Origin of the sequence: Geminicoccus harenae (assembly GCF_019800005.1) — a bacterium.
Classification (GTDB): Bacteria; Pseudomonadota; Alphaproteobacteria; order Geminicoccales; family Geminicoccaceae; genus Geminicoccus; species Geminicoccus harenae.
This window is the reverse complement of the sequence record NZ_JABGCL010000038.1, coordinates 1-25,765: the sequence shown is the minus strand read 5'-3', so window position 1 is coordinate 25,765 and position 25,765 is coordinate 1. Positions and strand designations below refer to the sequence as shown.

Annotated in this window: 21 protein-coding genes; 9 read left to right on the top strand and 12 right to left on the bottom strand. The window is 69.2% G+C overall.

Annotated features, from left to right (window positions below; genetic code table 11):
- Position 1: 1 nt before the first annotated feature.
- Genes HLA95_RS23475 through HLA95_RS23465 form a run of 3 tightly spaced genes read right to left on the bottom strand, consistent with a single transcriptional unit; the run spans position 2 to position 3,083 of the window.
- Positions 2-898: a carbohydrate ABC transporter permease gene (locus HLA95_RS23475; protein ID WP_191057678.1), complete on the bottom strand. Its 897-nt coding sequence runs from the start codon at positions 896-898 to the stop codon at positions 2-4.
- Positions 895-1,803, bottom strand: a complete 909-nt coding sequence (locus tag HLA95_RS23470) for a carbohydrate ABC transporter permease (RefSeq protein WP_222184724.1) — start codon at positions 1,801-1,803, stop codon at positions 895-897. Before HLA95_RS23470 ends, HLA95_RS23475 begins: the two co-directional genes overlap by 4 nt.
- A 44-nt stretch (positions 1,804-1,847) precedes the next feature.
- Complete coding sequence (locus tag HLA95_RS23465) at positions 1,848-3,083, bottom strand: ABC transporter substrate-binding protein (RefSeq protein WP_222184718.1); 1,236 nt, start codon at positions 3,081-3,083, stop codon at positions 1,848-1,850.
- Between the two features lie 91 nt (positions 3,084-3,174).
- Here HLA95_RS23465 and HLA95_RS23460 point away from each other — a divergent pair, with 91 nt between their 5' ends.
- Positions 3,175-4,275 (top strand): LacI family DNA-binding transcriptional regulator, encoded by a 1,101-nt coding sequence (locus tag HLA95_RS23460; RefSeq protein ID WP_191057677.1) that lies wholly within the window; start codon positions 3,175-3,177, stop codon positions 4,273-4,275.
- Positions 4,276-4,279: 4 nt separating this feature from the next.
- Here the strand turns inward: HLA95_RS23460 and treY are convergent, their stop codons facing one another.
- From treY to glgX, 3 genes are read right to left on the bottom strand one after another with little or no spacing between them, the layout of a single operon-like run.
- On the bottom strand, positions 4,280-7,057 hold the full coding sequence (gene treY / locus HLA95_RS23455; RefSeq protein WP_191057676.1) for a malto-oligosyltrehalose synthase: 2,778 nt from the start codon (positions 7,055-7,057) through the stop codon (positions 4,280-4,282).
- Complete coding sequence (treZ, locus tag HLA95_RS23450; RefSeq protein WP_223861345.1) at positions 7,054-8,859, bottom strand: malto-oligosyltrehalose trehalohydrolase; 1,806 nt, start codon at positions 8,857-8,859, stop codon at positions 7,054-7,056. The genes treY and treZ overlap by 4 nt, the downstream gene beginning before the upstream one ends.
- Positions 8,856-10,985: a glycogen debranching protein GlgX gene (gene glgX / locus HLA95_RS23445; protein WP_223861344.1), complete on the bottom strand. Its 2,130-nt coding sequence runs from the start codon at positions 10,983-10,985 to the stop codon at positions 8,856-8,858. Before glgX ends, treZ begins: the two co-directional genes overlap by 4 nt.
- Before the next feature lie 280 nt (positions 10,986-11,265).
- On the opposite strand from glgX, the gene HLA95_RS23440 reads away from it, so the two are divergent.
- The 5 genes from HLA95_RS23440 (at position 11,266) to HLA95_RS23420 (ending at position 15,731) form a co-directional block, all read left to right on the top strand.
- The gene (locus tag HLA95_RS23440) at positions 11,266-12,177 is read left to right on the top strand and encodes a DnaJ C-terminal domain-containing protein (protein ID WP_191057674.1); all 912 of its coding nucleotides are present in this window, start codon (positions 11,266-11,268) and stop codon (positions 12,175-12,177) included.
- Complete coding sequence (locus HLA95_RS23435; protein ID WP_222184715.1) at positions 12,174-12,509, top strand: hypothetical protein; 336 nt, start codon at positions 12,174-12,176, stop codon at positions 12,507-12,509. Before HLA95_RS23440 ends, HLA95_RS23435 begins: the two co-directional genes overlap by 4 nt.
- 27 nt (positions 12,510-12,536) lie before the next feature.
- Complete coding sequence (locus HLA95_RS23430) at positions 12,537-13,502, top strand: glutathione S-transferase family protein (RefSeq protein WP_191057673.1); 966 nt, start codon at positions 12,537-12,539, stop codon at positions 13,500-13,502.
- Between the two features lie 143 nt (positions 13,503-13,645).
- Positions 13,646-14,551 (top strand): diacylglycerol/lipid kinase family protein, encoded by a 906-nt coding sequence (locus tag HLA95_RS23425; RefSeq protein ID WP_222184713.1) that lies wholly within the window; start codon positions 13,646-13,648, stop codon positions 14,549-14,551.
- A gap of 76 nt (positions 14,552-14,627) precedes the next feature.
- Positions 14,628-15,731 (top strand): endonuclease/exonuclease/phosphatase family protein, encoded by a 1,104-nt coding sequence (locus tag HLA95_RS23420; protein WP_191061121.1) that lies wholly within the window; start codon positions 14,628-14,630, stop codon positions 15,729-15,731.
- A 30-nt stretch (positions 15,732-15,761) separates the two neighbouring features.
- Here the strand turns inward: HLA95_RS23420 and HLA95_RS23415 are convergent, their stop codons facing one another.
- Positions 15,762-16,796 (bottom strand): sulfate ABC transporter substrate-binding protein, encoded by a 1,035-nt coding sequence (locus HLA95_RS23415; RefSeq protein ID WP_191061122.1) that lies wholly within the window; start codon positions 16,794-16,796, stop codon positions 15,762-15,764.
- 273 nt (positions 16,797-17,069) lie between these two features.
- On the opposite strand from HLA95_RS23415, the gene HLA95_RS23410 reads away from it, so the two are divergent.
- Both HLA95_RS23410 and HLA95_RS23405 read left to right on the top strand, forming a co-directional pair.
- A complete protein-coding gene (locus HLA95_RS23410) occupies positions 17,070-17,522 on the top strand; it encodes an RrF2 family transcriptional regulator (RefSeq protein ID WP_191061123.1) in 453 nt (150 codons plus the stop codon).
- 191 nt (positions 17,523-17,713) lie between these two features.
- Positions 17,714-19,129, top strand: coding sequence for an FAD/NAD(P)-binding protein (locus HLA95_RS23405; protein ID WP_222184711.1), 1,416 nt, complete (start codon positions 17,714-17,716; stop codon positions 19,127-19,129).
- Positions 19,130-19,133: 4 nt separating this feature from the next.
- Here the strand turns inward: HLA95_RS23405 and HLA95_RS23400 are convergent, their stop codons facing one another.
- From HLA95_RS23400 to HLA95_RS23390, 3 genes are read right to left on the bottom strand one after another with little or no spacing between them, the layout of a single operon-like run.
- Entirely contained in the window at positions 19,134-21,857 is a 2,724-nt protein-coding gene (locus HLA95_RS23400; protein ID WP_222184709.1) for a sensor histidine kinase, read from the bottom strand.
- On the bottom strand, positions 21,854-22,117 hold the full coding sequence (locus tag HLA95_RS23395; protein WP_222184706.1) for a hypothetical protein: 264 nt from the start codon (positions 22,115-22,117) through the stop codon (positions 21,854-21,856). Before HLA95_RS23395 ends, HLA95_RS23400 begins: the two co-directional genes overlap by 4 nt.
- Positions 22,118-22,121: 4 nt before the next feature.
- Positions 22,122-22,514, bottom strand: a complete 393-nt coding sequence (locus HLA95_RS23390) for a response regulator transcription factor (protein WP_191061015.1) — start codon at positions 22,512-22,514, stop codon at positions 22,122-22,124.
- Between the two features lie 171 nt (positions 22,515-22,685).
- Between HLA95_RS23390 and ettA the strand changes: the two genes are divergently transcribed.
- A complete protein-coding gene (gene ettA, locus HLA95_RS23385; protein WP_191061016.1) occupies positions 22,686-24,368 on the top strand; it encodes an energy-dependent translational throttle protein EttA in 1,683 nt (560 codons plus the stop codon).
- A gap of 28 nt (positions 24,369-24,396) precedes the next feature.
- Here the strand turns inward: ettA and HLA95_RS23380 are convergent, their stop codons facing one another.
- Positions 24,397-25,149: a trypsin-like serine peptidase gene (locus HLA95_RS23380; protein WP_222184704.1), complete on the bottom strand. Its 753-nt coding sequence runs from the start codon at positions 25,147-25,149 to the stop codon at positions 24,397-24,399.
- Complete coding sequence (locus tag HLA95_RS23375) at positions 25,146-25,646, bottom strand: DinB family protein (protein ID WP_222184702.1); 501 nt, start codon at positions 25,644-25,646, stop codon at positions 25,146-25,148. The genes HLA95_RS23380 and HLA95_RS23375 overlap by 4 nt, the downstream gene beginning before the upstream one ends.
- Positions 25,647-25,765: the final 119 nt, after the last annotated feature.

Genomic DNA, 25,765 nt, shown 5'->3' with positions numbered 1-25,765 from the left:
CCTACCCCTTCACCGCGCCGGCGGCGATGCCGCGCACGAACCAGCGCCCGGACAGGAAGTAGACGGCGAGCGGCACCAATGCGGTCAGGATAGTGGCCGCCATGTCGACATTGTAGGCGCGCTCGCCCTGGGTCGAGTTGACGATGTTGTTGAGCTGGACGGTCATGGGCAGGTTCTCCCGGCCGGCGAAGGTCAGGCCGAAGATGAAGTCGTTCCAGATGCCGGTGACCTGCAGGATCGTGGCCACGACGATGATCGGCGCGGACATGGGCAGGAGGACATGGGTGAAGATCGTCCAGAACCCGCCGCCGTCGATCCGCGCGGCGTTGAACAGCTCCACCGGCAGCGATGCATAGAAGTTGCGGAACAGGAGCGTCATGATCGGCATGCCGAACACGACATGGACGATCACGATGCAGGCCAGCGAGTTGTAGATGCCGGCCTGGGAGAACAGCCGGACCAGCGGGTAGAGGAACACCTGGTAGGGGATGAAGGCGCCGGCGAGCAGGATGCCGAACAGGAGGTTGGCCCCCCGCACCCGCCAGAACGACAGGGCATAGCCGTTTACCGCGCCGGCCAGGATCGACAGGACCAGGGACGGGATCAGGATCTGCACCGAGTTCCAGAAGCCCACGCTGATGCCGTTGCAATCCAGCCCGGTGCAGGCCTCGGACCAGGCCTTGATCCAGGGCTCGACCGTGAACTCTGCCGGCAGCGCCAGGATGTTGCCTTCCCAGACCTCGGCCCTGGGTTTCAGCGAGGTCGTGACCATGATCCAGAGCGGCAGGAGGAAGAAGGCCGCCGAGGTCAGGAGGAAGGCATAGATCCCGATCCGGGCGATGCCGACCCGGCGGGGCCGCCGGCCGCTCGGCACATTCGCCGTCAAGGGCGTGGTCATGTGCGCCTCCCCGTCTCGCGGACGTAGCGGGCGTAGATCCAGGGCGCCAGGATCGCCACCACCGTGACCAGCATCATGCTGGCGGCCGCGGTCGCCAGGCCGATATTGTTGCGCTCGAACAGGTGGTCCATGACGAACTTGGCGGGGACTTCGGAGGCGATGCCGGGCCCGCCCCGGGTCATGGCGACCACCAGGTCGTAGAGCTTCACCACCTGGACCGCGAGCAGCACGGTGGCGGTGACCACCATCGGCCCGATCAGCGGCAGGGCGATCGAGAGATAGACGCGCCAGGCCGGAATGCCGTCGACCCTGGCGGCCTTCCACAGATCCTCGTCGACCCCACGCAGCCCCGCCAGCAGGATCGCCATCACCAGGCCCGAGGCCTGCCAGATCCCGGCGATCACCAGCGTGTAGATCACCATCTGCTGGTTCACGATCCAGTCGAAGGTGAAGCCGGCAAAGCCCAGATCGCGCACCAGCTTCTGCAGGCCGAGCGTCGGGTTGAGGAACCACTGCCAGGCCAGCCCGGTCACCACGAGCGACATGGCGTGCGGGAACAGGAACACGGTGCGCAACACCCCTTCGGCCCGCACCCGCTGGTCGATGAACACGGCCAGCAGGAAGCCGAACACCAGGCAGCCGCCGATGAACAGGACGCCGAAGATGCCGATGTTGATCGCCGAAAGGAGGAAGCGGTCGTTGGCGAACAGCCGCTCATATTGCTGCAGGCCCGCCCAGTCCCCCACCGGCAGGAGCTTGGAGCTGGAGAAGGACAGGCGCACCGTCCACAGCATGCAGCCGAGATAGACGACGATCACCACGGCTGTGAGCGGCAGGAGCGCCAGCTTCGCGCCCAGCTGGCGTCGCCACCGGGCAGGCCGGGCATCCGCCCGGCCCCCTAGCATGCGGGGGGAGGCCGCAGCCGGGCTGCGCGCCGTCACCATGGCGGTCACCCCGCCGCCTGCATGGCGCCGATGAACTGCTCGACGAACTGGTCGGTGGTCATGCCCCCGTTGTTCCAGAACTGGGTGATCACGTCGTCCAGGGCACCGGACAGGTCGGGGCTGATCAGGAAGTCGGTGGTGGGCACCTGCCGCGCCGGGTCCTTCAGGGCAGCCGCCCCTTTCTGGGCGCAGGCGTCCATGCCCGAGACGTCGACGTCGAGCCGGGACGGCACCGAGCCCTTGATCGTGTTGAAGGCGATCTGGGTCTCGGGCGCGAACATGACCTCGGCGAGGGTCGCCTGGGTCTCGTCCGCGCTGCTGGCCCCATCGACCACGGGGAAGACGAACACGTCGCCGCCCATCAGGTAGCCGCCCTGGCCGACGATGGCGCAGCCATAGTCCTGGCCGGCGACCTGGCCGGCCGCGGTGAACTCGCCCTTGGCCCAGTCGCCGATCACCTGCATCCCGGCCTTGCCGGTCAGCACCAGGGCCGTCGCATCGTTCCAGTTGCGGCCGGGGCTGCCCGCATCGGTCAGGCCCTGAAGCTGCTTGAACAGGTCGGCGACCTTGCGGAACCCGTCGCTGCGCACCGCTTCCTGGTCGCCGTCGCGATAGATCCGGTAGTAGAGGTCAGTGCCGCCGTCGCCGACCAGCATGGCGTTGAACAGGCTGCGCTCCTGCCAGGGCTGGCCGCCCTGGGCCAGGCCGATCAGCCCGGCCGCCTTCAGCTTCTCGCCGGCGGCCGCGACCTCCGCCCAGCTGGTGGGCTCGGCGATGCCATGCTCGTCGAACAGCTTCTTGTTGTACCAGAGCCAGTTGATCCCGTGGATGTTCACCGGGATCGCATAGACCTTGCCGTCGCGGGTGATGGCCTCGGTCAGTGCCGGCGGCAGCACGTCCTGCCACTTGCCCTCGGATGCCACCGCGTCGAGGTCGGCCAGGAGCCCGTTGGCGACCAGCTCGTCGAACTGCTTGCCGGTATTGAACTGCATGGCGGTCGGCGGATTGCCGCCGACGATCCGGTTGATCCCGGCGGTGCGCGCGGCCTGGCCGCCGGCGATCGCACTGTCGACCCAGGTGCCGCCGGCCTCCGTGAACTCCTCGGCGAACACCTTCACGGCAGCACTCTCGCCGCCCGAGGTCCACCAGTGCAGCACCTCGGCGCGCATCTCGGCCTTGGCCGTCAGCGGTGCAGCCGCCAGCACCGCAGTGGCCAGGCAGGCCAGGCGGAACATAGGCATGGTTCGACCTCCCGATCGTTATGACGTTCCCATCATGCAATCGTTTGCATCATCGTTTGACAAGCCCTTTTTCTATGTCCAAGAAAAATTCATGAGTATCGACGACAGCACGCGTCCGGGCGACGCCGTGAAGCCTGAAGGCGTGCAGCGCGCCGCCAGGCGGCAGGTGACCAAGATCGAGGACGTGGCGGCACTGGTGGGAGTCTCGGCCTCCACGGTCAGCCGGGCCCTGGCGCGGCCCGAGCGGGTCCTGCCGGAAACCCGCGCCCGCATCCTGGAGGCGGTCCGGCAGACCGGCTACACGCCCAACCCGGCCGCCCGCACGCTGCGGGCCGCGCGCTCGATGAACGTGCTGGTGGTGCTGTCCTCGCCGGGGCATGGCGAGTCGATGATCAGCGCCTTCTTCAACGAGCTGCTGATGGCGGTCGACCTGACCCTGTCCGCCGCCGGCTATGGCGTGCTGCTGGGCAACCTCTACCAGAGCGCCGAGCGCGAGGAGCGGGTGGTCAACCTGGTGGCGGCCGGCCAGGTCGACGGCGTGCTCCTGATGCTGAGCCGCATGCCCAAGGCGTCGGGGCGCAGCCTCGCCGAATCCGGGGTGCCGATGGTGAGCGTCACCACGCCCGCGGCCCCCGACCTGCCGCTGGTCGCGATCGACGAGGAAGCAGCGGCCGCCACGGTGGCGCGCCATCTCCTGGAGCTGGGCCATCGCCGGTTCGGCTATCTGGGCGGGCCGGCGGACCACGCGATCGAGCAGCGCCGTCATGCAGGCTTCATGGCCACCCTCGCCGAGGCCGGGATCGGCGCCGACGCGGTGGTCCGCTACCCGGGCGACTTCCGGGTGGGCTCCGGGCGGCGTGCCGGCCAGGCGTTCGTCGCGGACCGGACGCGGCCCAGCGCCGTGTTCGCGATCAGCGACGAGATGGCGATCGGCTTCATGAAGGAGGTGCGGCAGGGCGGGCTGGCCGTCCCGGCCGACCTGTCGCTGGTGGGCTTCGACGGCATCCCGTTCGCGGAATTCTGCGAGCCGCCGCTGACCACGGTGCGCCAGCCGCGCGAGCTGATCGGGCGCAGTGCCGCCGAGCTGCTGGTGGCGCTGATGCAGGGCACCGAGCTCGCCGCAGAGCGGCGCCGCATCCGCTTCGACGCGGAGCTGTGGCTGGGTGGCACGACCGCACCGCCCAGGACCTGACAGGTCAGGCCGACGCGGCCAGGACCGCCACCGGCAACCGCCCGAGCAGCTCGGACAGGTCGGCTTCCCCGCCCTGCACCGCCACCTCGCTTCCGGTCAACAGGCAGCGCAGCCTGGTCCCGTCGGCCAGGTCCAGCTCGCCGATCCCCGCCTCCCGCACCGGCCCGCGCGCTGGGAAGCGGGCGGCGGCCACCACCAGCACCTCCCCCTCATGCCGGCGCAGGAAGGCCAGCACACGCTCGCCGTCAGTACCCGTGGCAGGCAGGCCCCGGTAGCTGCCTGCCGCATACAGGTCCGGGCGAAGCTGCCGGTCGCCCAGGAGCAGATGGATCGCGGCCAGCTTGAAGCTGCCGTCCTGCCAGCCCTCCAGCAGCCGCGGCAGGGTACCCGCCTGGTCCGCCTCCAGCATGGCAGTCACCTCGTCCAGCCGGCGCGCGCGCAGGCCGTAATCGACCGGCCGGCGGTTGTCCGGGTCGACCATGCTGAGGTCCCACAGATCCGCGCCCTGGTAGATGTCGGGCATGCCCGGCGAGGTCAGCTTCAGCACGGTCTGGATCAGGGAGTTGCTGGCACCCAGAGCCGCGACCTTCTGCGTGAACGGCCGGAACGCATCGAGGAAGGCAGCCGAAGCCGAGGGGTCCAGCGCGTCGTCGACGAAGCCCAGCATCGCCGCCTCGTACGGCTCGTCCGGATCACCCCAGGTCGAATGGACCTTCGCTTCGCGCAGGGACTTGGTGATCGCCTCCTTCAGCCGCCTGGCGAAGCCGGCCATGGCCTCGGCGTCGATCGGCTCATCCAGGAGCTCGATGGGCCAAGCACCTACCAGGAGCTGGTAGAGCAGGTATTCGTCGTTGCGGTCCGGCGGCGCCTTGCCTTCCACGTCGCCGCGCCTGGCGCGCAGGATCCGGCTCCAGCTGCTTACCTGCCGCTGCCACTCGTCGGGCAGCTCGGACAGCACGACCAGCCGCGCGCGCGTGTCCTCGCCGCGCTTGGTGTCATGGGTAGCGCTCGACAGCATGGCCTGCGGCCAGCGCTCCGCCCGCTGCTGGTTAGCACGGTGGAAGGCAGCCATCGGCGTGCCGAACCGGTCCGGATGGCCGCCCACCTCGTTCAGCGCCACGAAGCGGTTGAAGCGGTAGAAGGCGGTGTCCTCCAGCCCCTTGGCCATCACCGGCCCGCTGAGCTGCTGGAACTTCATGGCACAGCGCCTTGCGGCATAGCGGCTGAAGCCGCTGCCGGGTGCTGCCACCAGCCGGCCGGACAGGAGCCCGTCCAGGAAGTCGAACACGCTGTCGTCCAGATCGGCGCGATGACGGCGCGCCTGGGCCAGCGCCCAGGCGAGGTCGCGCTGGTCCTCCTCGGAGAAGTCGCCATCCAGGCTCAGATAGTTGCGGTAAACCGGGAAGCAGGCGATCGTCTCGCCGATGGCCTGCTCCAGGATGTTCTGGGTGAAGTCGGCGGTGCGGCGGTTCTGCCGGGCGACCCTGGCGGCATCGCGGGCCAGGACCTTCAGCTCGCTGCCCATCTCGGTCTGCATGATCCGCAGCTTGCAGAGCCGGACGATGTCGTGGAACGGCGTGTCGATCCCGGTGAAGCCGGTATAGAAGGCAGAGAATGGCTCCTCGCCTGCCGGGTCGACCAGCACGCCGGTGAGCAGGTTGAGGTATTCGTAGCCAGTGGTGCCTTCGATCGGCCAGTCCTCGCGCAGGCTCTCATGCTGCGAGAGGATCTTCTCGACCACGAGGTAGAAGGAACGTCCCTCCTCGCCCTGGAACGCCTTGCGCCGCAAGCGCTCCAGATACTGGCGCGGGTCGAACAGCCCATCGACATGGTCGATCCTCAGCCCGTCCAGCACGCCCTCCCGCATGAGGCGGAACACCAGCTGGTGGGCATGATCGAACAGGTCGGGCAGTTCCATGCGCAGCCCGGCCAGGCTGTTGATGTTGAAGAACCGCCGATAGTTGATGTCGTCGCCGGCCACCCGGTAGTGGGCCACACGCCAGTGCTGGTCCTGGATCAGCGCATCCAGCGTGTTCCAGCTATCCGGCTCGCCCGGCCGCCCGTTCAGCCGCGACACCGCCGCATGGACGGCCGCGCGCAGCTCGACACTGTCGCGCACCAGCTCGGCCAGGTCGCGCTTCAGCCGCTCGGCGCGACGCACGATCTGCGGGCGCCATTCGTTGACGACGCTGAAGGCGTCGGCGATCTCCTCCAGGTCCGGATGGGCCCTGGCCAGGATCCGGTTGTAGTGCAGCGGGCAGATCGGCAAGGCGTGGGTGTCGTAGGCCCAGACCGCGAAGCTGCCTTCGGCCTCGTCGAACTTCAGGACGAGCTTGCCGGCGTCCAGCTCCACCCCGTACTGGTCGCCCAGGAAGGGCACCAGCAGCTTGCCCTGCAGGTAGTCCTGGTTCGGGCTCCAGTCGATGTCGAACCAGCCGGCATATTCGGAGTCCGCGCCCCAGGCGAGCACGTCCAGCCAGAACGGGTTGCGCGAGCCGCCTACCCCCATGTGGTTCGGCACGAAGTCGAGGATCAGCCCGAGCCCATGGTCCCGAAACGTCCGGCACATCGCCTCGAAGTCGGCGGTGGTGCCGAGCTCCGGGTTCAGCTCGTTGTGGTCGATGATGTCGTAGCCATGGGAGCTGCCCCGGCGCGCCTTGAGGAAGGGCGACGCATAGACATGGCTGACTCCGAGCCTCGCCAGGTAGGGGGCGAGCGAGGCTGCGTCGCGGAAGCCGAACTCGGGGTGGAACTGCAGGCGGTAGGTCGCGCCCAGGGTCATGCGTCGGTGGCTTTCCTATGGGTCCAGCGGATCGCCCACGGCCCGAACTCGGTCTTTTCGGCAGCACCCTCCTGCCAGAAGGGTGCCACGTTATCGGAGGTGAAGCCCGGCTGTGGCCGGTCCTTTAGGTTTGCCGCCAGCTCCAGCCGGCCGCCGCCATCGATCTGCCAGACCACCTGCACGGCCAGCTCGCCCACTTCCCTGGCTTCACCGCCCCGCCGGATCCGGGGCAGGAGCGGCACGACCGTGGCATGGCGGGCCGCCAGCAGCCGGCGATACCAGGCGAGCATGTCGGCGTGGGCGGGCTCGGCCAGCCCTGACCAGTCGAGCTTGGCGGCCGCGAAGGTGGCTGGCGCGGTCGGATCGGGGATGGTCCTTCGGATCGCCTCGTCGGCGAACTGCGGGAAGCGGGAAAACTCGCGCAGCCGCCCTTCCCGCACCGCCTTGCTCAGTTCCTCGTCGAAGTCGCAGAAGAACGTGAACGGCCGGCGCGTCGCCCATTCCTCGCCCATGAACAGCATCGGGATCTGCGGCAGCAGGTGGCATACCGCCGCCACCGCCTTCAGCGCTGGCAGGCTGGCGACGCTGCCCAGCCGGTCGCCGAACGCCCGGTTGCCGATCTGGTCGTGGTTCTGCACGAAGCCCACGAAGCAGGTGGGCGGCAGATGGGCGCTGGGCTCGCCGCGGGAGCGCTCGCGATAGCCCATCATCCCGCCCTGGAAGGCGAAGCCCTCGGCGATCGCCCGGGCGAGCATCGAGGTGTCGCCCAGATATTCCGCATAATAGGCGTCGCCCTCGCCGGTGGCGGCGGTGTGCAGGACGTGATGGAGGTCGTCGTTCCACTGGGCAACCCGGTCGCCCAGGCGGCTGGCCTCGTTCTCCTCGTTCTCCAGGATCAGGTGGACATGCCGGTCGGGAAAGCTCTCCACCACCCGCCGGGCCAGCTCGTCCAGCAGGTGCTCCTGGCTGTCGTCGATGATCGCATGGACCGCGTCCAGGCGCAGCCCGTCCAGGTGGAACTCCTCCAGCCAATAGAGCGCGTTGTGCACGACGAAGTCGCGCACCGGCCGGCTGTGCTCGCCGTCATAGTTGATCGCGGCACCCCAGGGCGTGTGGTGCCGCTCGGTGAAGAAGCCCGGCGCATAGGTCGAGAGGTAGTTACCATCCGGGCCGAAATGGTTGTAGACCACGTCCAGCAGCACCATCAGGCCCCTGGCATGGGCCGCCTCGACCAGGCGCTTGAGATCGTCCGGATGGCCATAGCTGGCATCGGGCGCATAGAGATAGGCGCCGTCATAGCCCCAGTTGCGCCCGCCCGGGAAATCGCCGATCGGCATCAGCTCGATCGCGGTCACCCCCAGCTCGACCAGATGGTCCAGGCGGTCGATCGCGGCCACGAAGGTGCCTTCTTGGGTGAAGGTGCCGACATGTAGCTCGTAGATCACCGCCTCGTGCCACGGCCGCCCGCGCCACCCGCCGTCCGTCCAGCGATGGCTGCCCGGGTCGATCACCTGGCTGGCCCCATGCACGTCGTCCGGCTGGTAGCGCGAGGCCGGGTCCGGCACACGCATCCCGTCCGGCAGGGCGAAGCGGTAGCTCGTGCCAGCACCCGCCGCGGTCACCAGCTCATGCCAGCCATCCGCAGCGGCCGCCATCGGCACCGGCGTCCCCTCGTCCAGGACCAGCTCGATCCGCTGGTGCGCCGGCGCCCAGAGGCGGAACCGCACCTGCCCGTCGTCCTGCAGCTCAGCCCCGTGCGGCATCCGGTGGATGCGCTGCAGGGTCGGTTCCGTTCGGGTCATGCTGAGGCCTGATCCAGCTGGAAGGCGAACAGGAGCAGCGAACGCCCGGTCACCCCGTAGACGTCGCCGGTGGCGTAGGTGCACTCCTCAGGAAGCTCGTCGAGATTGGTGTCGACCAGCAGCTCCCAGGTATCGCCGCCGGCGCAGGCCGGGAGCGTGAACTCCACCAGGTCGTGGTAGCCGTTGAACACGATCAGCAAGGAGGCGTCCTCGCCGCGCTTGCGCAGGCCAGTCGCGCGCGCCCTTCCGTCCACCATCATGCCGAAGCACTTGGTGTTGCCGTTCGTCCAGTCCTCCTCCTGCATCTCCGAGCCGTTGGCGTTGATCCAGGTGACGTCCTTGACGTCCAGTTCCTCGTCATAATGCCCGGTCAGGAACCGGTTGCGGCGCAGGATCGGGTAGTCGCGGCGCAGCTTGGTCAGCCTCTGGACGAACTTGATCAGCTTCTTGCCGCGGTCGTCGATGTTCCAGTCGACCCAGCTGATCTCGTTGTCCTGGCAGTAGGCGTTGTTGTTGCCCTTCTGGGTCCGGGCGAACTCGTCGCCGGCCAGGAGCATGGGCGTACCCTGGGAGAGCAGCAGCGTGGCCAGGAAGTTGCGCATCTGCCGCTCGCGCAGCGCGTTGATGTCGGGATCCTCGGTCGGCCCCTCCTCGCCGCAGTTCCAGGAGCGGTTGTGCGAGTGGCCGTCGTTGTTGTCCTCGCCGTTCGCCTCGTTGTGCTTGTCGTTGTAGGAAACCATGTCGTTCAGGGTGAAGCCGTCATGGGCGGTGATGAAGTTCACGCTGGCCCAGGGCCGCCGCCCCTGATGGTCGAACATGTCGCGCGACGCGCACAGGCGCGGTGCCAGCTCGGTCGCCGCCGCCTCGCCCCGCCAGAAGTCGCGCACCGTGTCGCGGAACTGGTCGTTCCACTCGGCCCAGCCCGGCGGGAAGCCGCCCACCTGGTAGCCGCCCGGCCCGCAGTCCCAGGGCTCCGCGATCAGCTTCACAGTGGCGAGCAGCGGGTCCTGGCTGCAGGCCTTCAGGAAGCCGCTCTGGTTGTCGAAGCCGTTGGGCTCGCGCGCCAGGATGGTGCCGAGATCGAAGCGGAACCCGTCGACATGGATCTCCTGCACCCAGTAGCGCAGGGAATCGGTGACCATCTGCAAGACGCGCGGATGGCTCAGGTTGACCGTGTTCCCGGTGCCGGTGTCGTTGATGTAGTAGCGCTTCTGGTCAGGCAGCAGCCGGTAGTAGCTGGCGTTGTCGATGCCCTTGAACGACAGGGTCGGGCCCTTCTCGTTGCCCTCGGCGGTGTGGTTGTAAACCACGTCCAGGATGACCTCGAGGCCCGCCTCATGGCAGCGGGCCACCATTTCCTTGACCTCGCGCAGCGTCTGCTCGTCCTCCCACGCATAGCGCGGGTCCGGCGCGAAGAAGCCGATCGTGTTGTAGCCCCAGTAGTTCCTGAGCCCCTTGTCGATCAGGTAGCTGTCGTCCAGGAACACGTGGATCGGCAGGAGCTCGATCGAGGTGACGCCCAGCGACTTCAGGTAGTCCAGCACCTTGCGGTTGCCGAACCCGGCATAGGTGCCGCGCAGCTTCCTCGGCACGTCGGGATGGAGCTTGGTGAAGCCCTTGACGTGGGTCTCGTAGATGACCGTGCGATCCCAGGGCACGTATTGCCGCTGCGGCTCGCCCTTCCAGTCGAAGTTCGGATCGACCACCACGCATTTCGGCACGAACGGGGCGCTGTCGCGCTCGTCGAAGGTCAGGTCGTCGCCGGTCTCCATCTGGTAGCCGAAGCAGGCCGGGTCCCACTTGAGCTCGCCGGAATAGCCGCGCGCATACGGGTCCAGGAGCAGCTTGTTCGGATTGAACCGGTGGCCGGCTTCCGGCTCGTACGGGCCGTGCACCCGGTAGCCGTAGAGGTCGCCCGGGCGCACGTCCGGCAAGTAGCCGTGGAAGATCTGGTCGGTATATTCCGGCAGCTCGAACCGCTCGGTCTCCTTGCCGGTGGCGTCGAACAGGCAGAGCTCCACCTTGCTCGCATGTGCGGAGAAGAGCGCGAAGTTGACGCCCTTGCCATCCCAGGTGGCGCCTTTGGGAAACGGCAGACCTTCCTTGATCCTGGCGCCCTTGTTCAATGCGGTTCTCCTGAATGTTCGTCGCACACAAAAGCCCCGCCTGCCCGGGCCCGGCCGCGCCAGAGGCTCCGGCTCCTGGCGGGCGCCGCACGCAAAGCCGGCCCTGTGACGGCCATCTCGTGCAGGTGCGGCATCTGAACCAGCCGCAACGAAGCCGGTTCCAAGCGCAGATGACGGGTGCCCCCGGCATGATCGCGCACTTGCAAGAGTGCGCGCGAATCGCCACTCGAACAGCAGGCAGCATGGCACGACCAGCATCGAGGAGGCGCGGTCTCAGCCGATGGACCCATACCAGGCACTGGGCGTGGCGAAGGACGCCAGCCAGGACGACATCCGCAAGGCCTATCGCCGGCTCGCCAAGGAGCTGCATCCCGACCTCAACCCCGGCAACCGGCAGGCGGAGGAGCGGTTCAAGGAGGTCTCGAGCGCCTATGACCTGCTGAGCGACCCGGACAAGCGCGCGCGCTTCGACCGGGGCGAGATCGATGCCAGCGGCATGGAGCGGCCGCAGCAGCGCAGCTATCGCCACTATGCCGAAGCCGGGCCCGGCGGGCGCTATGGCGGCCATGGCGGCTTCGAGGACATGGACGACCTGGGCGATGTGTTCGCCGACCTGTTCGGCCGGGCCGGCCGCGGCGGTGGTGGCGGCTTCCGGGCGCGCGGGCGGGACGCCCATTACCGGCTGGACGTCGCCTTCCTGGACGCGGTGAACGGCGGCCGGCAGCGCATCACCCTGCCGGACGGCCAGACGCTCGACGTCACCATCCCGCCCGGCATGCGCGACGGCGGCATCCTGCGCCTGGCCGGCAAGGGCGAGCCCGGGATCGGCGGCGGCCCGCCCGGCGATGCGCTGATCGAGGTGAGCGTGCGCCCCCACCCCCTGTTCCGGCTGGAAGGCAACGACATCGTCATGGAGCTGCCGATCACGCTCGACGAGGCGGTGCTGGGCGGCAAGGTGGAGGTGCCGACCGTCACCGGGCGCGTCAACGTGACCGTGCCGAAGGGGGCCAGCACCGGTGACGTCTTGCGCCTGCGCGGCAAGGGCATGGCGGCGGGCGGTGTCACCGGCGACCAGCGGATCGTCCTCAAGGTGGTGCTGCCCAAGCCGGTCGACGACGAGCTGGCCGCCTTCATGGAGAAGTGGCGGGCCACGCATCGCTATGATCCGCGCAGCGATCTTGGGAGGTCATGATGCGGCTCACCGAGGAGGAGGTGCTGGCCGAGGTCCGGGAGGTCGGGATCGTCCGCCTCAGGCTGTGGGTCGAGCGCGGCTGGGTCGTGCCACGCCGCGACCTCACGGGCCCGACCTTCGACGAGCTGGACGTCGCCCGCATCCGCCTGGTCTGCCAGCTCGCCGACGAGCTGGCGGTCGAGGAGGACAGCCTGCCGGTCATCCTGTCGCTGGTCGACCAGCTCTACGCCACGCGGCGCGACCTGAGAGCCCTGGCCCGCGCGGTGCTCCAGGAACCGGAGGATACCCGCAGGCGTATCCACCAGAACTACCGCGCGGCGCTCGAACCGTAGCCGCCAAGCAGGCCGGAGGCAGGGAACATGGGGCAGCTGGTCGACGGGTTCTGGAAGGACCAGTGGTATGACACCGCCAGCACCGGCGGCGAGTTCCGGCGCGAGAACGCCTCGTTCCGCAACTGGGTCACCGCCGACGGCTCGCCTGGGCCCAGCGGCGAGGGCGGCTTCGCAGCCGAGCCCGGCCGCTACCATCTCTATGTCTCCTATGCCTGCCCCTGGGCGCACCGCACCCTGATCCTGCGCTCGCTCAAGGGGCTGGAGAAGATGATCGGCCTGTCGGTGACCCACTGGCGGATGGCCGAGAACGGCTGGACCTTCGAGCCGGGCGAAGGCGTGGTGCCGGACCCGCTCCAGAACGCCCGCTACCTGCACGAGCTCTATACCCGGGCCGACCCGCACTTCACCGGCCGGGTCACCGTGCCGCTATTGTGGGACAAGCAGCGCAACACGATCGTCAGCAACGAATCGTCCGAGATCATCCGCATGTTCAACCGCGCCTTCGACGGCGTGGGCGCCAGGCCCGGCGACTATGTGCCGGCGGAGCTGGAGGCGGAGATCGACCGACTGAACGAGCGGATCTACCCGAACGTCAACAACGGCGTGTACCGGGCGGGCTTCGCCACCTCGCAGCGCGCCTATGACGAGGCGGTGGGGCCGTTGTTCGAGACGCTGGACTGGCTGGAGGAGCGGCTGGCCGACGGCCCCTATTTGTGCGGCGAGCGCCTGACCGAGGCGGACATCAGGCTGTTCCCGACCCTGTTCCGGTTCGACACGGTCTATGTCGGGCACTTCAAGTGCAACATCCGCCGGCTGGTCGAGTACCCGCGGCTGTGGGCCTATACGCGGCGCCTCTACCAGATGGAGGAGATCCGCCGGACCACCAACCTGACCCACGCCAAGCGCCATTATTACGAGAGCCACCGGACCATCAACCCGACCGGGATCGTCCCGCGTGGCCCGGAACTGGACTTCGACGCACCGGTCGGCTGACGGCCCGGCAAGGGCCTGTACCGAAGCGCCGGCAGCGCGCATCTTCCAGGCTATGGCCTCCACCATCCTGGCGCTGCCCGGCCCATGATCCCAGCCCGGCCCGCGATCGAAGCCCCCGGCCCCATGCCCCCGGAGCGGCCGGCATGAGCTTGGCCCCCACCGGCACGCTGCCGCGCGTGGCGCGGGTGCAGGTGATCCACAACCCTACGGCCGGCCGGCGGCGCAGGGCCACGGTGGCGGCGCTGGCGGCGTTGCTGGAAGCGCAAGGCATCGCGGTGAAGATTCTGGCCACCGCCGGTGCTGGCGATGCCGAGCTGCTGGCGAGGCAGGCAGCGGCAGGCCCGGACCGGCCGGACGTGCTGGTGGCCGCCGGCGGCGACGGCACGATCAACGAGGTCGCCAACGGCCTGCTCGGCAGCGACCTGCCACTGGCCATCCTGCCGACCGGCACGGTCAACGTGCTGGCGCGCGAGCTCGGCATCGGGGGGTCGCCCGGCCAAGTCGCGCGCATGGTGGCGGACGGCCGCTACGCCCAGGTCTGGCCGGGCCTGGCGAACGGGCGCGCCTTTCTCCTGATGGCCGGGATCGGCTTCGACGCGGCGGTGGTGGCGGCCGTCTCGCCCGCGGCCAAGCGCCGGCTGGGCCAGTTCGCCTACCTGCTGGCCGCGGCCAAGCTGTGGTGGCGCTGGCAGCCGGTCCATCACGAGCTGTACGTCGACGGCGTCCGGCACCATGCCGTGTCGGCGATCGCGGCGCGCTGCCGCCTTTATGGCGGGTCCTTCGTCTGTGCCGCGGGTGCCAGGCTCGACGAGCCCCACCTGCATCTGGTGCTGTTCGAGCGGCCGGGCCGGCTGGCCGCACTGGGCTATGCACTGGCGCTGGCGACCGGCCAGCTCCATCGCTGGCCGGGCGTGCGCCACCTGCGCACGGCGAGCTGGGAGCTGGCGGCAGCGGACCATCTCCAGCTCGACGGCGACCCGGTGGCCGCGACGGCGCCGAGCTTGGCGATCTCGGCACAGCCGCTGCGGATCGTCTGCGCCGCACCCTGAACCATCGCGGGACAGTGGTGTTCTTCCGCCGTGCCGGATACGCATGGCGCACGACCTTCGGAGGCAATATCGCGCGATGGCATGGCTGGACTGGCTCGTGCGGACGCTGGCACTCGTGCCGATCGCGCTGACGGTGCTGCCGCTCTGGCGCACACCCAAATGGTGGGTGCGGGTGTGGGACTATCCGCGCCTGCAGCTGTCCGTGTGGCTGGCGGTCATGGCGGTGGCCGAGCTCGTGCTGCTGGAGCTGGCACCGGCGGGCGTGCTGATCCTGGTCGCCACGCTCGCCTGCCTGGCTTGGCAGCTCGCCCAGATCTGGCGCTATACGCGGCTCGCACCCCGGCAGGTGCAGGACGCGGTGGCGGACGGCTCGGACCGGATGGTCAGCGTCCTGATCGCCAACATCCTGCAGACCAACCGCGAGGCCGAGCGGTTCCTTGCCGAGGTCCGCCGGCACGACCCGGACCTGGTGCTGGTGGTGGAGACCGACCGCTGGTGGCAGGAGCAGCTCGCCCCGCTGGAGACGGTCTATCCGCACCGGGTGCTGCACCCCTTGGACAACACCTACGGCATGCTGCTCTATTCCCGCCTGCCGCTGTCCGAGGTGACGGTCCAGGACCGGGTCTCAGAGGACATCCCGTCGATCTCCGCGATGGTCCGGCTGCGCTCCGGCCAGCTCGTGCACCTGCACTGCGTCCATCCCGAGCCGCCGCAGGTGGACAACGACGTGGAGCAGCGCGACGCCGAACTCCTGATGGTGGCCGAGCAGGTGGCCAAGGACGGCGGCCCCACCATCGTCTGCGGCGACCTGAACGACGTCGCCTGGTCGCACACCACAAGGCTGTTCCAGCGGATCAGCGGGCTGCTGGACCCGCGGGTCGGGCGCGGCCTCTACCCCACCTTCCACGCGGACTACTGGTTCGCCCGCTGGCCGCTCGACCACGTGTTCCACGACACCTGCTTCCGCCTGGTCGAGCTGAAGGTGCTGGGCCATGTCGGCTCGGACCATTTCCCCGTGCTGGTCCGCCTGCGCTTCGATCCGGACGCCGAGCAGGCGCAGGCGCCGGCCCAGGACGAGCCGACCGAGGCCGATCACGCGGAGGCCAGGGAGAGCATCGCGGAAGGCTTTGCCGCGGAGCGGGAAGAGCAGGCGGAGCGGCCGGGTCCCGGAGGCGCATAGGCACCTCGGCCACCCGCGGGTGGGGGCGGTTCAGCCGCGCCCGTAGATGCGGTCGAACACGCCGCCATTGCCGAAATGCAAAGGCTGCGCCTTGGCCCACCCGCCGAAGGCCTCGTCGATGGTGACGAGCTCCAGCTCGGGGAAGCGCGCAATGTCCTCGGGCGCGGCATGGCGCGGCTCGCGCGGGCGGTAATAATTCTTGGCGGCGATCCGCTGGCCTTCGGGGGCGTAGAGATAGTTCAGGTAGGCCTCGGCCACCTTGCGCGTGCCCTTGGCGTCCACCACCCCATCCACCACCGCGACCGGCGGCTCGGCCAGGATGCTGAGCGTGGGCACCACGATCTCGAACTTGTCGGCGCCGAACTCGGCGAGCGACAGGAACGCCTCGTTCTCCCAGGCCAGCAGCACGTCGCCCTGCCGGCGCTGGACGAAGGTCGTGGTGGAGCCGCGCGCACCCGTGTCCAGGACCGGCACGTGGCGGAACAGCTCGGCCACGAATTGCTCTGCCTTGGCGGCGTCGCCGCCCGGCTGCCGCTCTGCCCAGGCCCAGGCGGCCAGATAGTTCCAGCGCGCCCCGCCGGAGGTCTTGGGATTGGGGGTGATGACCTGGACGTCGTCCCTGACCAGGTCGCCCCAGTCCTTCAGCCCCTTGGGATTGCCCTTGCGCACCAGGAACACGATGGTCGAGGTGTAGGGCGTGCTGTTGTGGGGCAGGCGCTGTTGCCAGTCCTTGGCGATCATGCCGCCGTGCTCGGCGATGGCATCGATGTCGCCGGCCAGCGCCAGGGTGACCACATCGGCATCCAGCCCGTCGATCACCGCGCGGGCCTGCTTGCCGGAGCCGCCATGCGAGGCGCGCACCGTGACCTCCTCGCCCGCCTGCTCCTGCCAGGCGTTGGCGAAGGCCTGGTTGAACTCCTGGTAGAGCTCGCGCGTGGGGTCATAGGAAACGTTGAGGATCTCGGTGGCGGCCCGGGCGGGCCGGACCGTGGCGAACGGCGCCAGCAGGGCAGCACCCCCGGCCACCAGCGCGCCCGTCGCGTGACGCCGGCTGAGCTTGGTCATCTCGCCTCTCCTTTTGCCGCGCGGGCACCGCTGGCCGCGCGGGTTGTTCCAGCGGGGGCCGCCTGCCGCTCCTTACCGCGCCAGCCCCTTCGTCGGCCGAAGCTGATATAGACAATCATTTTTGTCAACAATACCGGCGGCCATGCCGTGATCCGGCCCCATCGCCCACCCATTCGGCCGCGCCGCGCCTGCGGCCATTGATGTGTGGATGGCATTCGAGTTACTTGACCGAAATTATGGTTTTGGCGGCAAGCCGCCGTTTCTGGAACGAGCGTGCTCACCAACAAGGGCAAGTACGGCCTGAAGGCCATGGTCCATCTGGCAAAGCTGCCGGAAGGAAAGTCGACCCAGGCAGCCGAGATCGCGGAAGCGAACGGAATCCCCAAAGCCTTCCTGGACACCATCCTGCTGGACCTGCGCAAGGCAGGCTTCGTGCGCAGCAAGAAGGGGCCGGGCGGCGGCTTCATGCTGGCCCGCCCCGCTGCCGAGATCCGGATGGGCTATGTGGTGCGCACCCTGGACGGGCCGATCGCGCCGATCCCGTGCGCCCGGCGCAAGGGCAACCAGCCCTGTGACGACTGCCGGGACGTCGAGGCCTGCGAGGTGCGCATCCTGATGCAGAGCGTGCGAGATGCGATGGCCGAGGTCCTGGACCGGACCACGCTGGCGCAGATGCGTGACCATGTGGGTCCGGCGGCGACGACGGTGGGGGATTTCGCGATCTGACTGTCGCGGCTGGCGCTCGGGCGGCCCAGCAGTGGCTGCGCAAAAATAGCTTATAATTTCTATCGAATTTATCTCATGCTGTGCTCCGGCAACGACCATGCCGATGGAGCCGGGAGGGCCGGCGTCACCCGCCACCGCCCTCGCCCGGCCCATCCAGGCAATAACAGGGAGCACCAGCCATGGGACGGCGAATGGCAGCCCGGAGCGGCGCCGGCCGCACCGTCGCGGTGATCGGCGGCGGCTTCAGCGGCACGATCTGCGCGATCCATCTCCTGCAGCATCTTCGCGGCGACGACCGGGTGGTCCTGATCGAGCGGGAGCGGCAGCTCGGTCGCGGGGTGGCGTTCGCCACCGCCGAGCCCAGCCATCTCCTGAACGTGCGCGCCGAGAACATGAGCGCCTTTCCGGACGAGCCCCTGCACCTGCTGCGCTGGCTGGACCGCCTACCGGCCGACGAGCGCCGGCAGGGTGCGAAGGCGGGTGCCGCCGGCACCTTCGTCCAGCGCGGGCTCTATGGCCGCTATGTGCGCGACCAGCTGGCCGCCGTGCTGCGCGCCGGCCGGCATGCCGACCGGCTCACCATCCTGAACGACCAGGCGACCCGGCTGGTGCGCCACGGCTCACGCTGGCATCTGGCGACCCGGAACGGGCGCTCGCTGGAAACCGACATCGCCGTGCTGGCGACCGGCAACTTCCCGCCGGCCCCCCTGCCCTATGCCGGCTGCGTCGATAATCCCTGGCAGCCGGAGGCGGTGGAGGAGATCGACCGGGACCATCCGGTGCTGCTGCTGGGCAGCGGCCTGACCATGATCGACGTGGTGCTGCGGCTGGTCGACCGCGGCTTTCGCAGCACCGTCCACGTCCTGTCCCGGCGCGGCCTGCTGCCGCGCACCCATGCGCCGGCACCGGTCTATGCCGACCTCCTTCTCGATGCGGAGGACCGCCGCTCCCTGGTGAGCCTGACCCGCGCGGTGCGCCGCGAGATCACCCGGGCAGAGATCGCGGGCTTCGGCTGGCGGTCGGTGATCGACGCGCTGCGCCCGCACAGCCAGCTCCTGTGGCAGGAACTGAGCCCCGCCGACCGACGCCGCTTCGTGCGCCACCTGCGGCCCTGGTGGGACGTCCACCGTCATCGCGCCGCCCCCGACGTCGCCGAGCGGATCCACCGGCTGCAGGCCGAGGGCCGGCTCGTGCTCCATGCCGGCCGGCTGGAGGCGCTCGAACCGTCCGGGCCATGGTCCTGCGGGGCGCTGGCCACCTATCGGCCGCGCGGGGCTTCCGCGAGCCTCGCCCTGGAAGTGCAGCGGGTGATCAACTGCACCGGCACCGCCGTCGATCTCGCCGCCGTGGACGACCCGCTGATCCGCCAGTTGCTGGCGTCGGGCACGGTGCGGGCGGACAGCGCCAGGCTCGGCCTGGACTGCACCACCAGCAGCATGATGATCGACGCTGCCGGCCAGGTCGTGCCGGGCCTGTTCGGGGTGGGGCCGGTGGTGCGCGGCGCGTTCTGGGAGATCACGTCGGTGCCGGACATCCGCAGCCAAGCGGTCGAGGTGGCCAAGCAGATCGGCCGGTCGCTGGCCGGCACGGTGCCGGCCGCCGCCTGACCGGCTACTCGGCGGCGTCGGCCGCGTCGACGGCCGGCTTGGCGGCCTTGAGCGTGGCGACGAAGGCGGCACCACCGAGCCGGGATGTCTCGACCCGCAGCGTGCCGCCGAACGCCTCCACGATCTGCCGGCTGATCGACAGGCCGAGGCCGGTGCCCTCGGGCTTGGCGGTCAGCCGGTCGCCGAGCTGGATGAACTTGCCGAAGATCGCCTCACGCTCCCCCGGCGGCACGCCCGGCCCGTCATCCTCCACCCGCAGCTCGACCTGATCACCCGTCTCGACGATCACGACCTGGATCCGGCCTTTGCCCACCGCCACGAACTTGCAGGCATTGCTGATCAGGTTGATCAGCACCTGCTCCAGCCGGTCCGGGTCGGCCTGCACGGCGAGGTCGTGGCGGCCCAGATCCAGGGTCAGGTTGACCTTGCGCTCGTCCAGCAGCGGGGTGACGCTGTCCACCGCGTCGCGCACGGCGGTCGCCAGGGACACGGCCGCGCTGCGCCACTGCATCCGCCCGGATTCGATCTTGGACAGGTCCAGGATGTCGTTGATGAGCCGGGTCAGGCGCTCGGTCTCGCGGGTCACCACGCCCAGGAAGTTCTCGCGCTCCTCCTCGGTGAGCTCGGGATTGTCGCGCACGATCTCGGAAAAGGCACGGATCGAGGTGAGCGGCGTGCGCAGCTCGTGGCTGACGGTGGCCATGAAGTCGTCCTTCATCCGGTCGACCTCGCGCAGGCGCCGGTTGGCTTCCCGCAGCTCCTGGGTCGCCCGCTCAAGCTCGCTCGACTTGCGCTCCAGCTCGCGCGAATAGCGGATGAGCTGGGAGGTCTCGTCCAGGATCTCCATGACGTTGCGCGAGCCGATGCTCTCGCTCTTGACCATCGAGCCGATCAATGCCCGGGCCGAGGCCGAGCCGACGGCGCGGGCGAGCTGGCGCTCGGCGGTCTGGACCAGCCGGGCATCGGCGCGGCCCTCCAGCGGCAGGCGCACCCCGAGGCGCCGGGCATCGGCTGCGAACAGCTCGGCGGTCCGCTCCGGCCCTATGAATCGCTGGAGCATGTCGCGCAGGTCGCGGATCCGCACCTCGCCGCGCCACATCCGGGTGGCGTCCGCCCGCGACCAGACATCCACGAACATCTCGGCCTGGGTGCGGTCCAGCCCGGTCGCGTGGCCGAGCAGCGAGCCCAGCACCAGCCCCAGGACGTTCAGCAGCAGCGACCAAAAGATCGCGTGGCCGGTGGGGGTCAGGGCCCGGAAGCCCAGCAGGCTGTGCGGGCTGAGCAGGTCGATGCCGAACGGGCCGCGGGCCAGCAGTTCCTCGCCGCCGAACCCCGCCGTGACGAAGGCCGGCAGGAGCAGCGTGTAGCACCACACCGCGAAGCCCAGGCACAACCCGATCATGGCGCCGATCCAGTTGGCATCGCGCCAGTACATTCCGATCAGGATGGGCGGGCCGAACTGGGCGGCTGCGAGCAGGCTGAGCATGCCGAACTCGATGAACGTCAGGTGGGCGCCGACCAGGCGGAAGAACAGATAGCCGCCCAGCACGATCAGGACGATGGCAAGGCGGCGGATCAGGAGTACCAGCCGGCTCGGATCGGCCGAGGCGGCGACACTGAGCCAGCCCGTGCGCAGGAGGAAGGGCAGGACCAGGTCGTTGCTCACGATCGTCGCGAGCGCGATGGTCTCGACCACGACCATTGCCGCGGCTGCGGACAGCCCGCCCAGGAACACCGCCACCGCGAGCGCGTAGGCACCATGGTCGATCGGCAGTTGCAGGATGGTCAGGTCGGGTACCGGCACCTCCTGGAGGATTCCGGCCACCGCGATCGGCAGGACGAACAGCAGGAAGAGCAGGAGATAGGCGGGCAGTGCCCAGGACGCGCGGGTCAGATGGCCGGGATCCTGGTTCTCGACCACGGCCACCTGGAACTGGCGGGGCAGGAACAAGAAGCCCAGCCCGCCGACCAGGGCCATGAGGAGCCAGTCCGTGCCGGACATGCCGGTGCCGTCGAAGGTCAGCAGCCGGTCGAGCCCGGCCGCCTCGGCCCTGGCGGAGAGGTCGGCGGGCCCGGCATAGAGCCAGAACACGACGTAGCCGCCCACGGCCAGCATCACCACGAGCTTCACCGCGCTCTCGAACGCCACCGCCAGCACCATGCCCTGGTGCCGCTCCGTGGCGTCGACCTGGCGGGTACCGAACAGGATGGTGAACGCCGCCAGGCCCAGCGCGACATAGAGCGCCGTATCGTTGGCGAGAGCGGGCGCGTCATGCACGCTGCCCGAGCGCAGGAGGTTGATCGAAACGGCGATGCTCTTGAGCTGCACCGCGATGGCCGGGGCGACCCCGATCAGCGCGATGCAGCTCACCAGAATGCCGAGCTTGGAGCGCTTGCCGTAGCGCGCCGCCAGGAAGTCGGCGATCGAGGTGATGTGGTAGGCCTTGGCGATCCTCAGCATCTTGTAGAGGACCAGCGGGCTCAGGAACATCGCGATCACCGGGCCCAGGTAGATCGGCAGGAAGGCCAGCCCCGCTTCCATGGCGATGCCGACGCCGCCGTAATAGGACGCGGTGGTGCAGTACACGCCTAAGCTCAGCGTGTAGATCCAGGGCCCGCCCAGGCGCCGGCCGAGCCGTGCGGCGCGGTCGCCATAGGCGGCGATCATGAACAGGCAGGCCAGATAGACCAGCGCCAGGAGCGGGACGAACAGCATCTGCCCGATCATGCCGGCGGCTCCGGCGTCTGCTCGGTGACGGCAGGCTCGGGCGCCCGCTCCGCCGTCCTGGCGACCAGAATGATGGCCGCCAGCACGACGAGGGCGATCCAGGCCGGCAGCCATCCCGGCGCCAGCCGGTCCACCAGCTCGAACACTGGCGCCGTCAGCAGGAGGAAGGTGACGATGGCGATCGCGACCATCCGCCGTCCGGCCCGCTGGGTGCGGGCCGCCCGGGCCAGCGGATCACGGCTGGGCGGCACGTAAGGCAAGGGTTCAGGCCACGCCCAGGAGGGTGCGCACCTGCTCGACCAGCACCCGGGTCGAGAAGGGCTTGGTCACATAGTCGTCGGCGCCCAGCGCCAGGCCGCGCGCCCGCTCGGACTCCCGCCCCCGCGCCGTCAGCATGACGATCCGCGTGCGGTCCCAGCGCTGGTCCTGCCGGATGCGCTCGCACACCGCATAGCCGTCGAACTCCGGCATCATCACGTCCAGGAGGAGCAGGTCGGGCGGCTCGCGATCCAGCGCGTCCAGCGCCTCGCGGCCGTTGCGCGCGGTCTCCACCTGGAAACCTGCCTTGCGCAGCAGGAATTCCAGCGACATCACGATGTTGGGCTCGTCATCCACCACCAGGATGCGTTTATCCTCCGCCGTCGCCGGGGCTGTCATCGGCATTGGTTCCTTGCAGATCGGTATGGCTTCCTCCCGCCAACTTAGAACGCGAACAAGCCACAGCGAACTAGCGGAAGCGCTTCACCTTCCGCCCTGCGACACCACATGGTAGACGGCGCGCGCGTTCGCGAACTCCCCTTCCAGTGCGTTTCTCAACCGGAGTGGTGCATGGCATCCTACCAATACGTCTACGTGATGCGGAATCTCTCGAAGATCTTTCCAGGCGGCAAGAAGATCCTCGAGAATGTCACGTTGGCGTTCCTGCCGGGTGCGAAGATCGGCGTGCTCGGCGTCAACGGCGCGGGCAAGTCGACCCTGCTGCGGATCATGGCCGGGATCGATCAGGACGTGAACGGCGATGCGATGCTCGCCGAGGGGGCCAAGGTCGGCTACCTCGCCCAGGAGCCGCAGCTCGACCCGGACAAGAACGTCCTGGACAACGTGCTGGAGGGCGTGGGCGAGACCAAGGCGCTGATGGACCGGTTCGATGCGGTCTCGGCGCGCTTTGCCGAGGAGCTCACCGACGACGAGATGAACGAGGTGCTGGCCGAGCAGGGCGAGCTCCAGGAGAAGATCGACGCGGTGGACGGCTGGAACCTCCAGCGCGCCGTGGACATCGCCATGGACGCGCTGCGCTGCCCGCCGGGCGATGCGGACGTCACCAAGCTCTCGGGTGGCGAGCGCCGCCGCGTGGCGCTGTGCCGCCTGCTGCTGAGCCAGCCCGACCTCCTGCTGCTCGACGAGCCAACCAACCATCTGGACGCCGAATCAGTGGCTTGGCTGGAGCGGTTCCTCCAGGAATACAAGGGCACCGTCGTGGCGATCACCCACGACCGCTACTTCCTGGACAATGTCGCCGGCTGGATCCTGGAGCTGGACCGCGGCCGCGGCATCCCCTTCCAGGGCAACTATTCGGGCTGGCTGGAGCAGAAGCGCAAGCGGCTGGAGCAGGAGGAGCGCGAGGACGTCGCGCGCCAGAAGACCCTGGCCCGCGAGGCCGAGTGGATCGGCCAGAGCCCGAAGGCCCGCCAGGCCAAGCAGAAGGCGCGCATCACCGCCTATGAGGACCTGCTGCGCCAGGCCAGCGAGGCGGTGCCGGGCACCGCGCAGATCATGATCCCGCCGGGCCCCCGCCTGGGCGGCGTGGTGATCGAGGCGGATGGGATCAGCAAGGGCTTCGGCGACCAGCTGCTGATCGACAACCTGTCGTTCAGCCTGCCGCCCGGCGGCATTGTCGGGATCATCGGGCCGAACGGCGCGGGCAAGACCACGTTGTTCCGGATGATGGTCGGCACGGAGAAGCCCGATGCGGGCAGCATCCGGATCGGCGAGACCGTCAAGCTCGGCTATGTCGACCAGAGCCGCGACGCGCTCGACCCGAACAAGACCGTCTGGGAGGAGATCGCCGATGGGCTGGACGTGATCGAGTTCGGCAAGCGCACCATGAACAGCCGTTCCTACGTGGCGGCGTTCAACTTCAAGGGCGGCGACCAGCAGAAGAAGGTCGGCGTGCTCTCTGGCGGTGAGCGCAACCGTGTGCACATGGCCAAGCTGCTCAACAGCGGCGCCAACGTCCTGCTGCTCGACGAGCCGACCAACGATCTCGACGTCGACACGCTGCGGGCACTGGAGGACGCGCTCCTGGACTTTGCCGGCTGTGCCGTGGTGATCAGCCACGATCGCTGGTTCCTGGACCGGATCTGCACCCACATCATGGCGTTCGAGGGCGATAGCCAGGTCGTCTGGTTCGAGGGCAATTACGGCGAGTACGAGGCGGACCGGAAGAAGCGGCTGGGCCACGACGCCGACCAGCCGCACCGGATCAAGTACAAGCCGCTCAAGGCCGCCTGAGGCGATAAGGCAGTCCCGGGAGGCGGGTTCAGGGGCCGGCGGCACTGCCCAGCAGGGCCGCCGGCTCGATTCGCCGTTCCAGGAGCGCTGCCACGCCCACCGGCTTGCCATTCAGGGCGCCCGTGCCGACCTGGATGCCGACCAGCACGGTCCCCTCTCCGGTCTCGGCCAGCACTGCCGCACCGGCCACGGCAGCACTGGCCGCGCAGTCGTGCAGGACCACCTGCGGCTGGCCGCGCACCTCCTGGACCCGGCAGCCATCGGCCAGGGTCGCCACGTAGGGGCGCTGGCTGGTATAGGCGACCAGGCTCAGGAGGCTGCCCGGGCGCAGCATCGCCCGCTCGGCCGGCGAGGCCAGGCCCACCGGCTGCACGCCCGGATCACGCGGGCCTGTCTCGCCCAGCTCCAGCACCGCCCAGTCCCGCGCCGGATCCTCCGGCCTGCCGTCCGGCAGGAAAACCAGGCCGGGTGCGGGCTGGAACGCCGTGACCGGGGCATGGCCCTTACGGGTCGCCCGATGCGGCGCCAGCTCGACCACGATCCGGTCCACCCCGTACCAGGCGGAGGCGCCGTCCCGCAGGCAGCGGGCCGCGGTCACCGCCCGGTGCGGGCCGATCAGGGTGGCGGTGCAGAAGCCGCCGCCCCGGATGTTCACCCGCCCCACCGCGAAGCCGGGCCAGCCGTCCACCGACGGCCGCTCGGCGGCGATGGTGCTTTTGTCCGGCAGGAGCACGGCCGCGGCCACCAGGAGCGAGATGGCGGCCAAGTGCCCGCCCGTCACGCCAGCTCCTCGTAGACGAAATAGATCAGGTCCAAAGACGGCGGGGGCGTACTGGTCTGGCTCATCTGGTCGTGGACCTGGCCGCGATGGTGTGCCTGATGATTGAACAGATGCATCCAGCACAGCAAGCCCGGCACCCGCCGCTCGGTCGGGCTGGTCATCATCCGATAGGCGATGATGCCGTCGAGTCGCGCTTGCGTGAACGTGTGGGTCGCCTCCACGATCTCCTCGTCCAGCGCCTCGCGCGCGGCCTGCAGCGGCGCCAGTTGCGGGAAGGGCTGGTCGTCCACGCGCTGGCCGCCATGGGGCCGGCCCAGGAGCCGGTCGAGCCAGATCCGGTCGGTCACCAGCAGATGGTTGAGCGTCCCGCTGATCGAGCGGAAGAAGGCGGGCCGGGCCTTCTCGAACTCGCCCGGCTCGAGCGCTGCGCAGGCCGCATAGAGCCGGCGGTTCGCCCAGCGATTGTAGCGTCCCATGCGCTGCAGGTGATCCAGCATCGCCCCACCTCCCCGGCTCCTGGCCAACGGGCCCACCGCCAGCGCTAGCGGACCCTAGGTGTACGGTCCCGGGATGTGGTGTGACGGGTCGAGCCTGAACCGATCGGGCTCTTTGGCCC

Excerpts from the sequence above, each read along its gene's own strand:
- HLA95_RS23475 (WP_191057678.1), bottom strand. The coding sequence starts at position 898 with ATGACCACGCCCTTGACGGCGAATGTGCCGAGCGGCCGGCGGCCCCGC.
- HLA95_RS23470 (WP_222184724.1), bottom strand. The coding sequence starts at position 1,803 with ATGCTAGGGGGCCGGGCGGATGCCCGGCCTGCCCGGTGGCGACGCCAG.
- HLA95_RS23465 (WP_222184718.1), bottom strand. The coding sequence starts at position 3,083 with ATGCCTATGTTCCGCCTGGCCTGCCTGGCCACTGCGGTGCTGGCGGCT.
- HLA95_RS23460 (WP_191057677.1), top strand. The coding sequence starts at position 3,175 with ATGAGTATCGACGACAGCACGCGTCCGGGCGACGCCGTGAAGCCTGAA.
- treY (WP_191057676.1), bottom strand. The coding sequence starts at position 7,057 with ATGACCCTGGGCGCGACCTACCGCCTGCAGTTCCACCCCGAGTTCGGC.
- treZ (WP_223861345.1), bottom strand. The coding sequence starts at position 8,859 with ATGACCCGAACGGAACCGACCCTGCAGCGCATCCACCGGATGCCGCAC.
- HLA95_RS23440 (WP_191057674.1), top strand. The coding sequence starts at position 11,266 with ATGGACCCATACCAGGCACTGGGCGTGGCGAAGGACGCCAGCCAGGAC.
- HLA95_RS23435 (WP_222184715.1), top strand. The coding sequence starts at position 12,174 with ATGATGCGGCTCACCGAGGAGGAGGTGCTGGCCGAGGTCCGGGAGGTC.
- HLA95_RS23430 (WP_191057673.1), top strand. The coding sequence starts at position 12,537 with ATGGGGCAGCTGGTCGACGGGTTCTGGAAGGACCAGTGGTATGACACC.
- HLA95_RS23425 (WP_222184713.1), top strand. The coding sequence starts at position 13,646 with ATGAGCTTGGCCCCCACCGGCACGCTGCCGCGCGTGGCGCGGGTGCAG.
- HLA95_RS23420 (WP_191061121.1), top strand. The coding sequence starts at position 14,628 with ATGGCATGGCTGGACTGGCTCGTGCGGACGCTGGCACTCGTGCCGATC.
- HLA95_RS23415 (WP_191061122.1), bottom strand. The coding sequence starts at position 16,796 with ATGACCAAGCTCAGCCGGCGTCACGCGACGGGCGCGCTGGTGGCCGGG.
- HLA95_RS23405 (WP_222184711.1), top strand. The coding sequence starts at position 17,714 with ATGGCAGCCCGGAGCGGCGCCGGCCGCACCGTCGCGGTGATCGGCGGC.
- HLA95_RS23400 (WP_222184709.1), bottom strand. The coding sequence starts at position 21,857 with ATGATCGGGCAGATGCTGTTCGTCCCGCTCCTGGCGCTGGTCTATCTG.
- HLA95_RS23390 (WP_191061015.1), bottom strand. The coding sequence starts at position 22,514 with ATGACAGCCCCGGCGACGGCGGAGGATAAACGCATCCTGGTGGTGGAT.
- ettA (WP_191061016.1), top strand. The coding sequence starts at position 22,686 with ATGGCATCCTACCAATACGTCTACGTGATGCGGAATCTCTCGAAGATC.
- HLA95_RS23375 (WP_222184702.1), bottom strand. The coding sequence starts at position 25,646 with ATGCTGGATCACCTGCAGCGCATGGGACGCTACAATCGCTGGGCGAAC.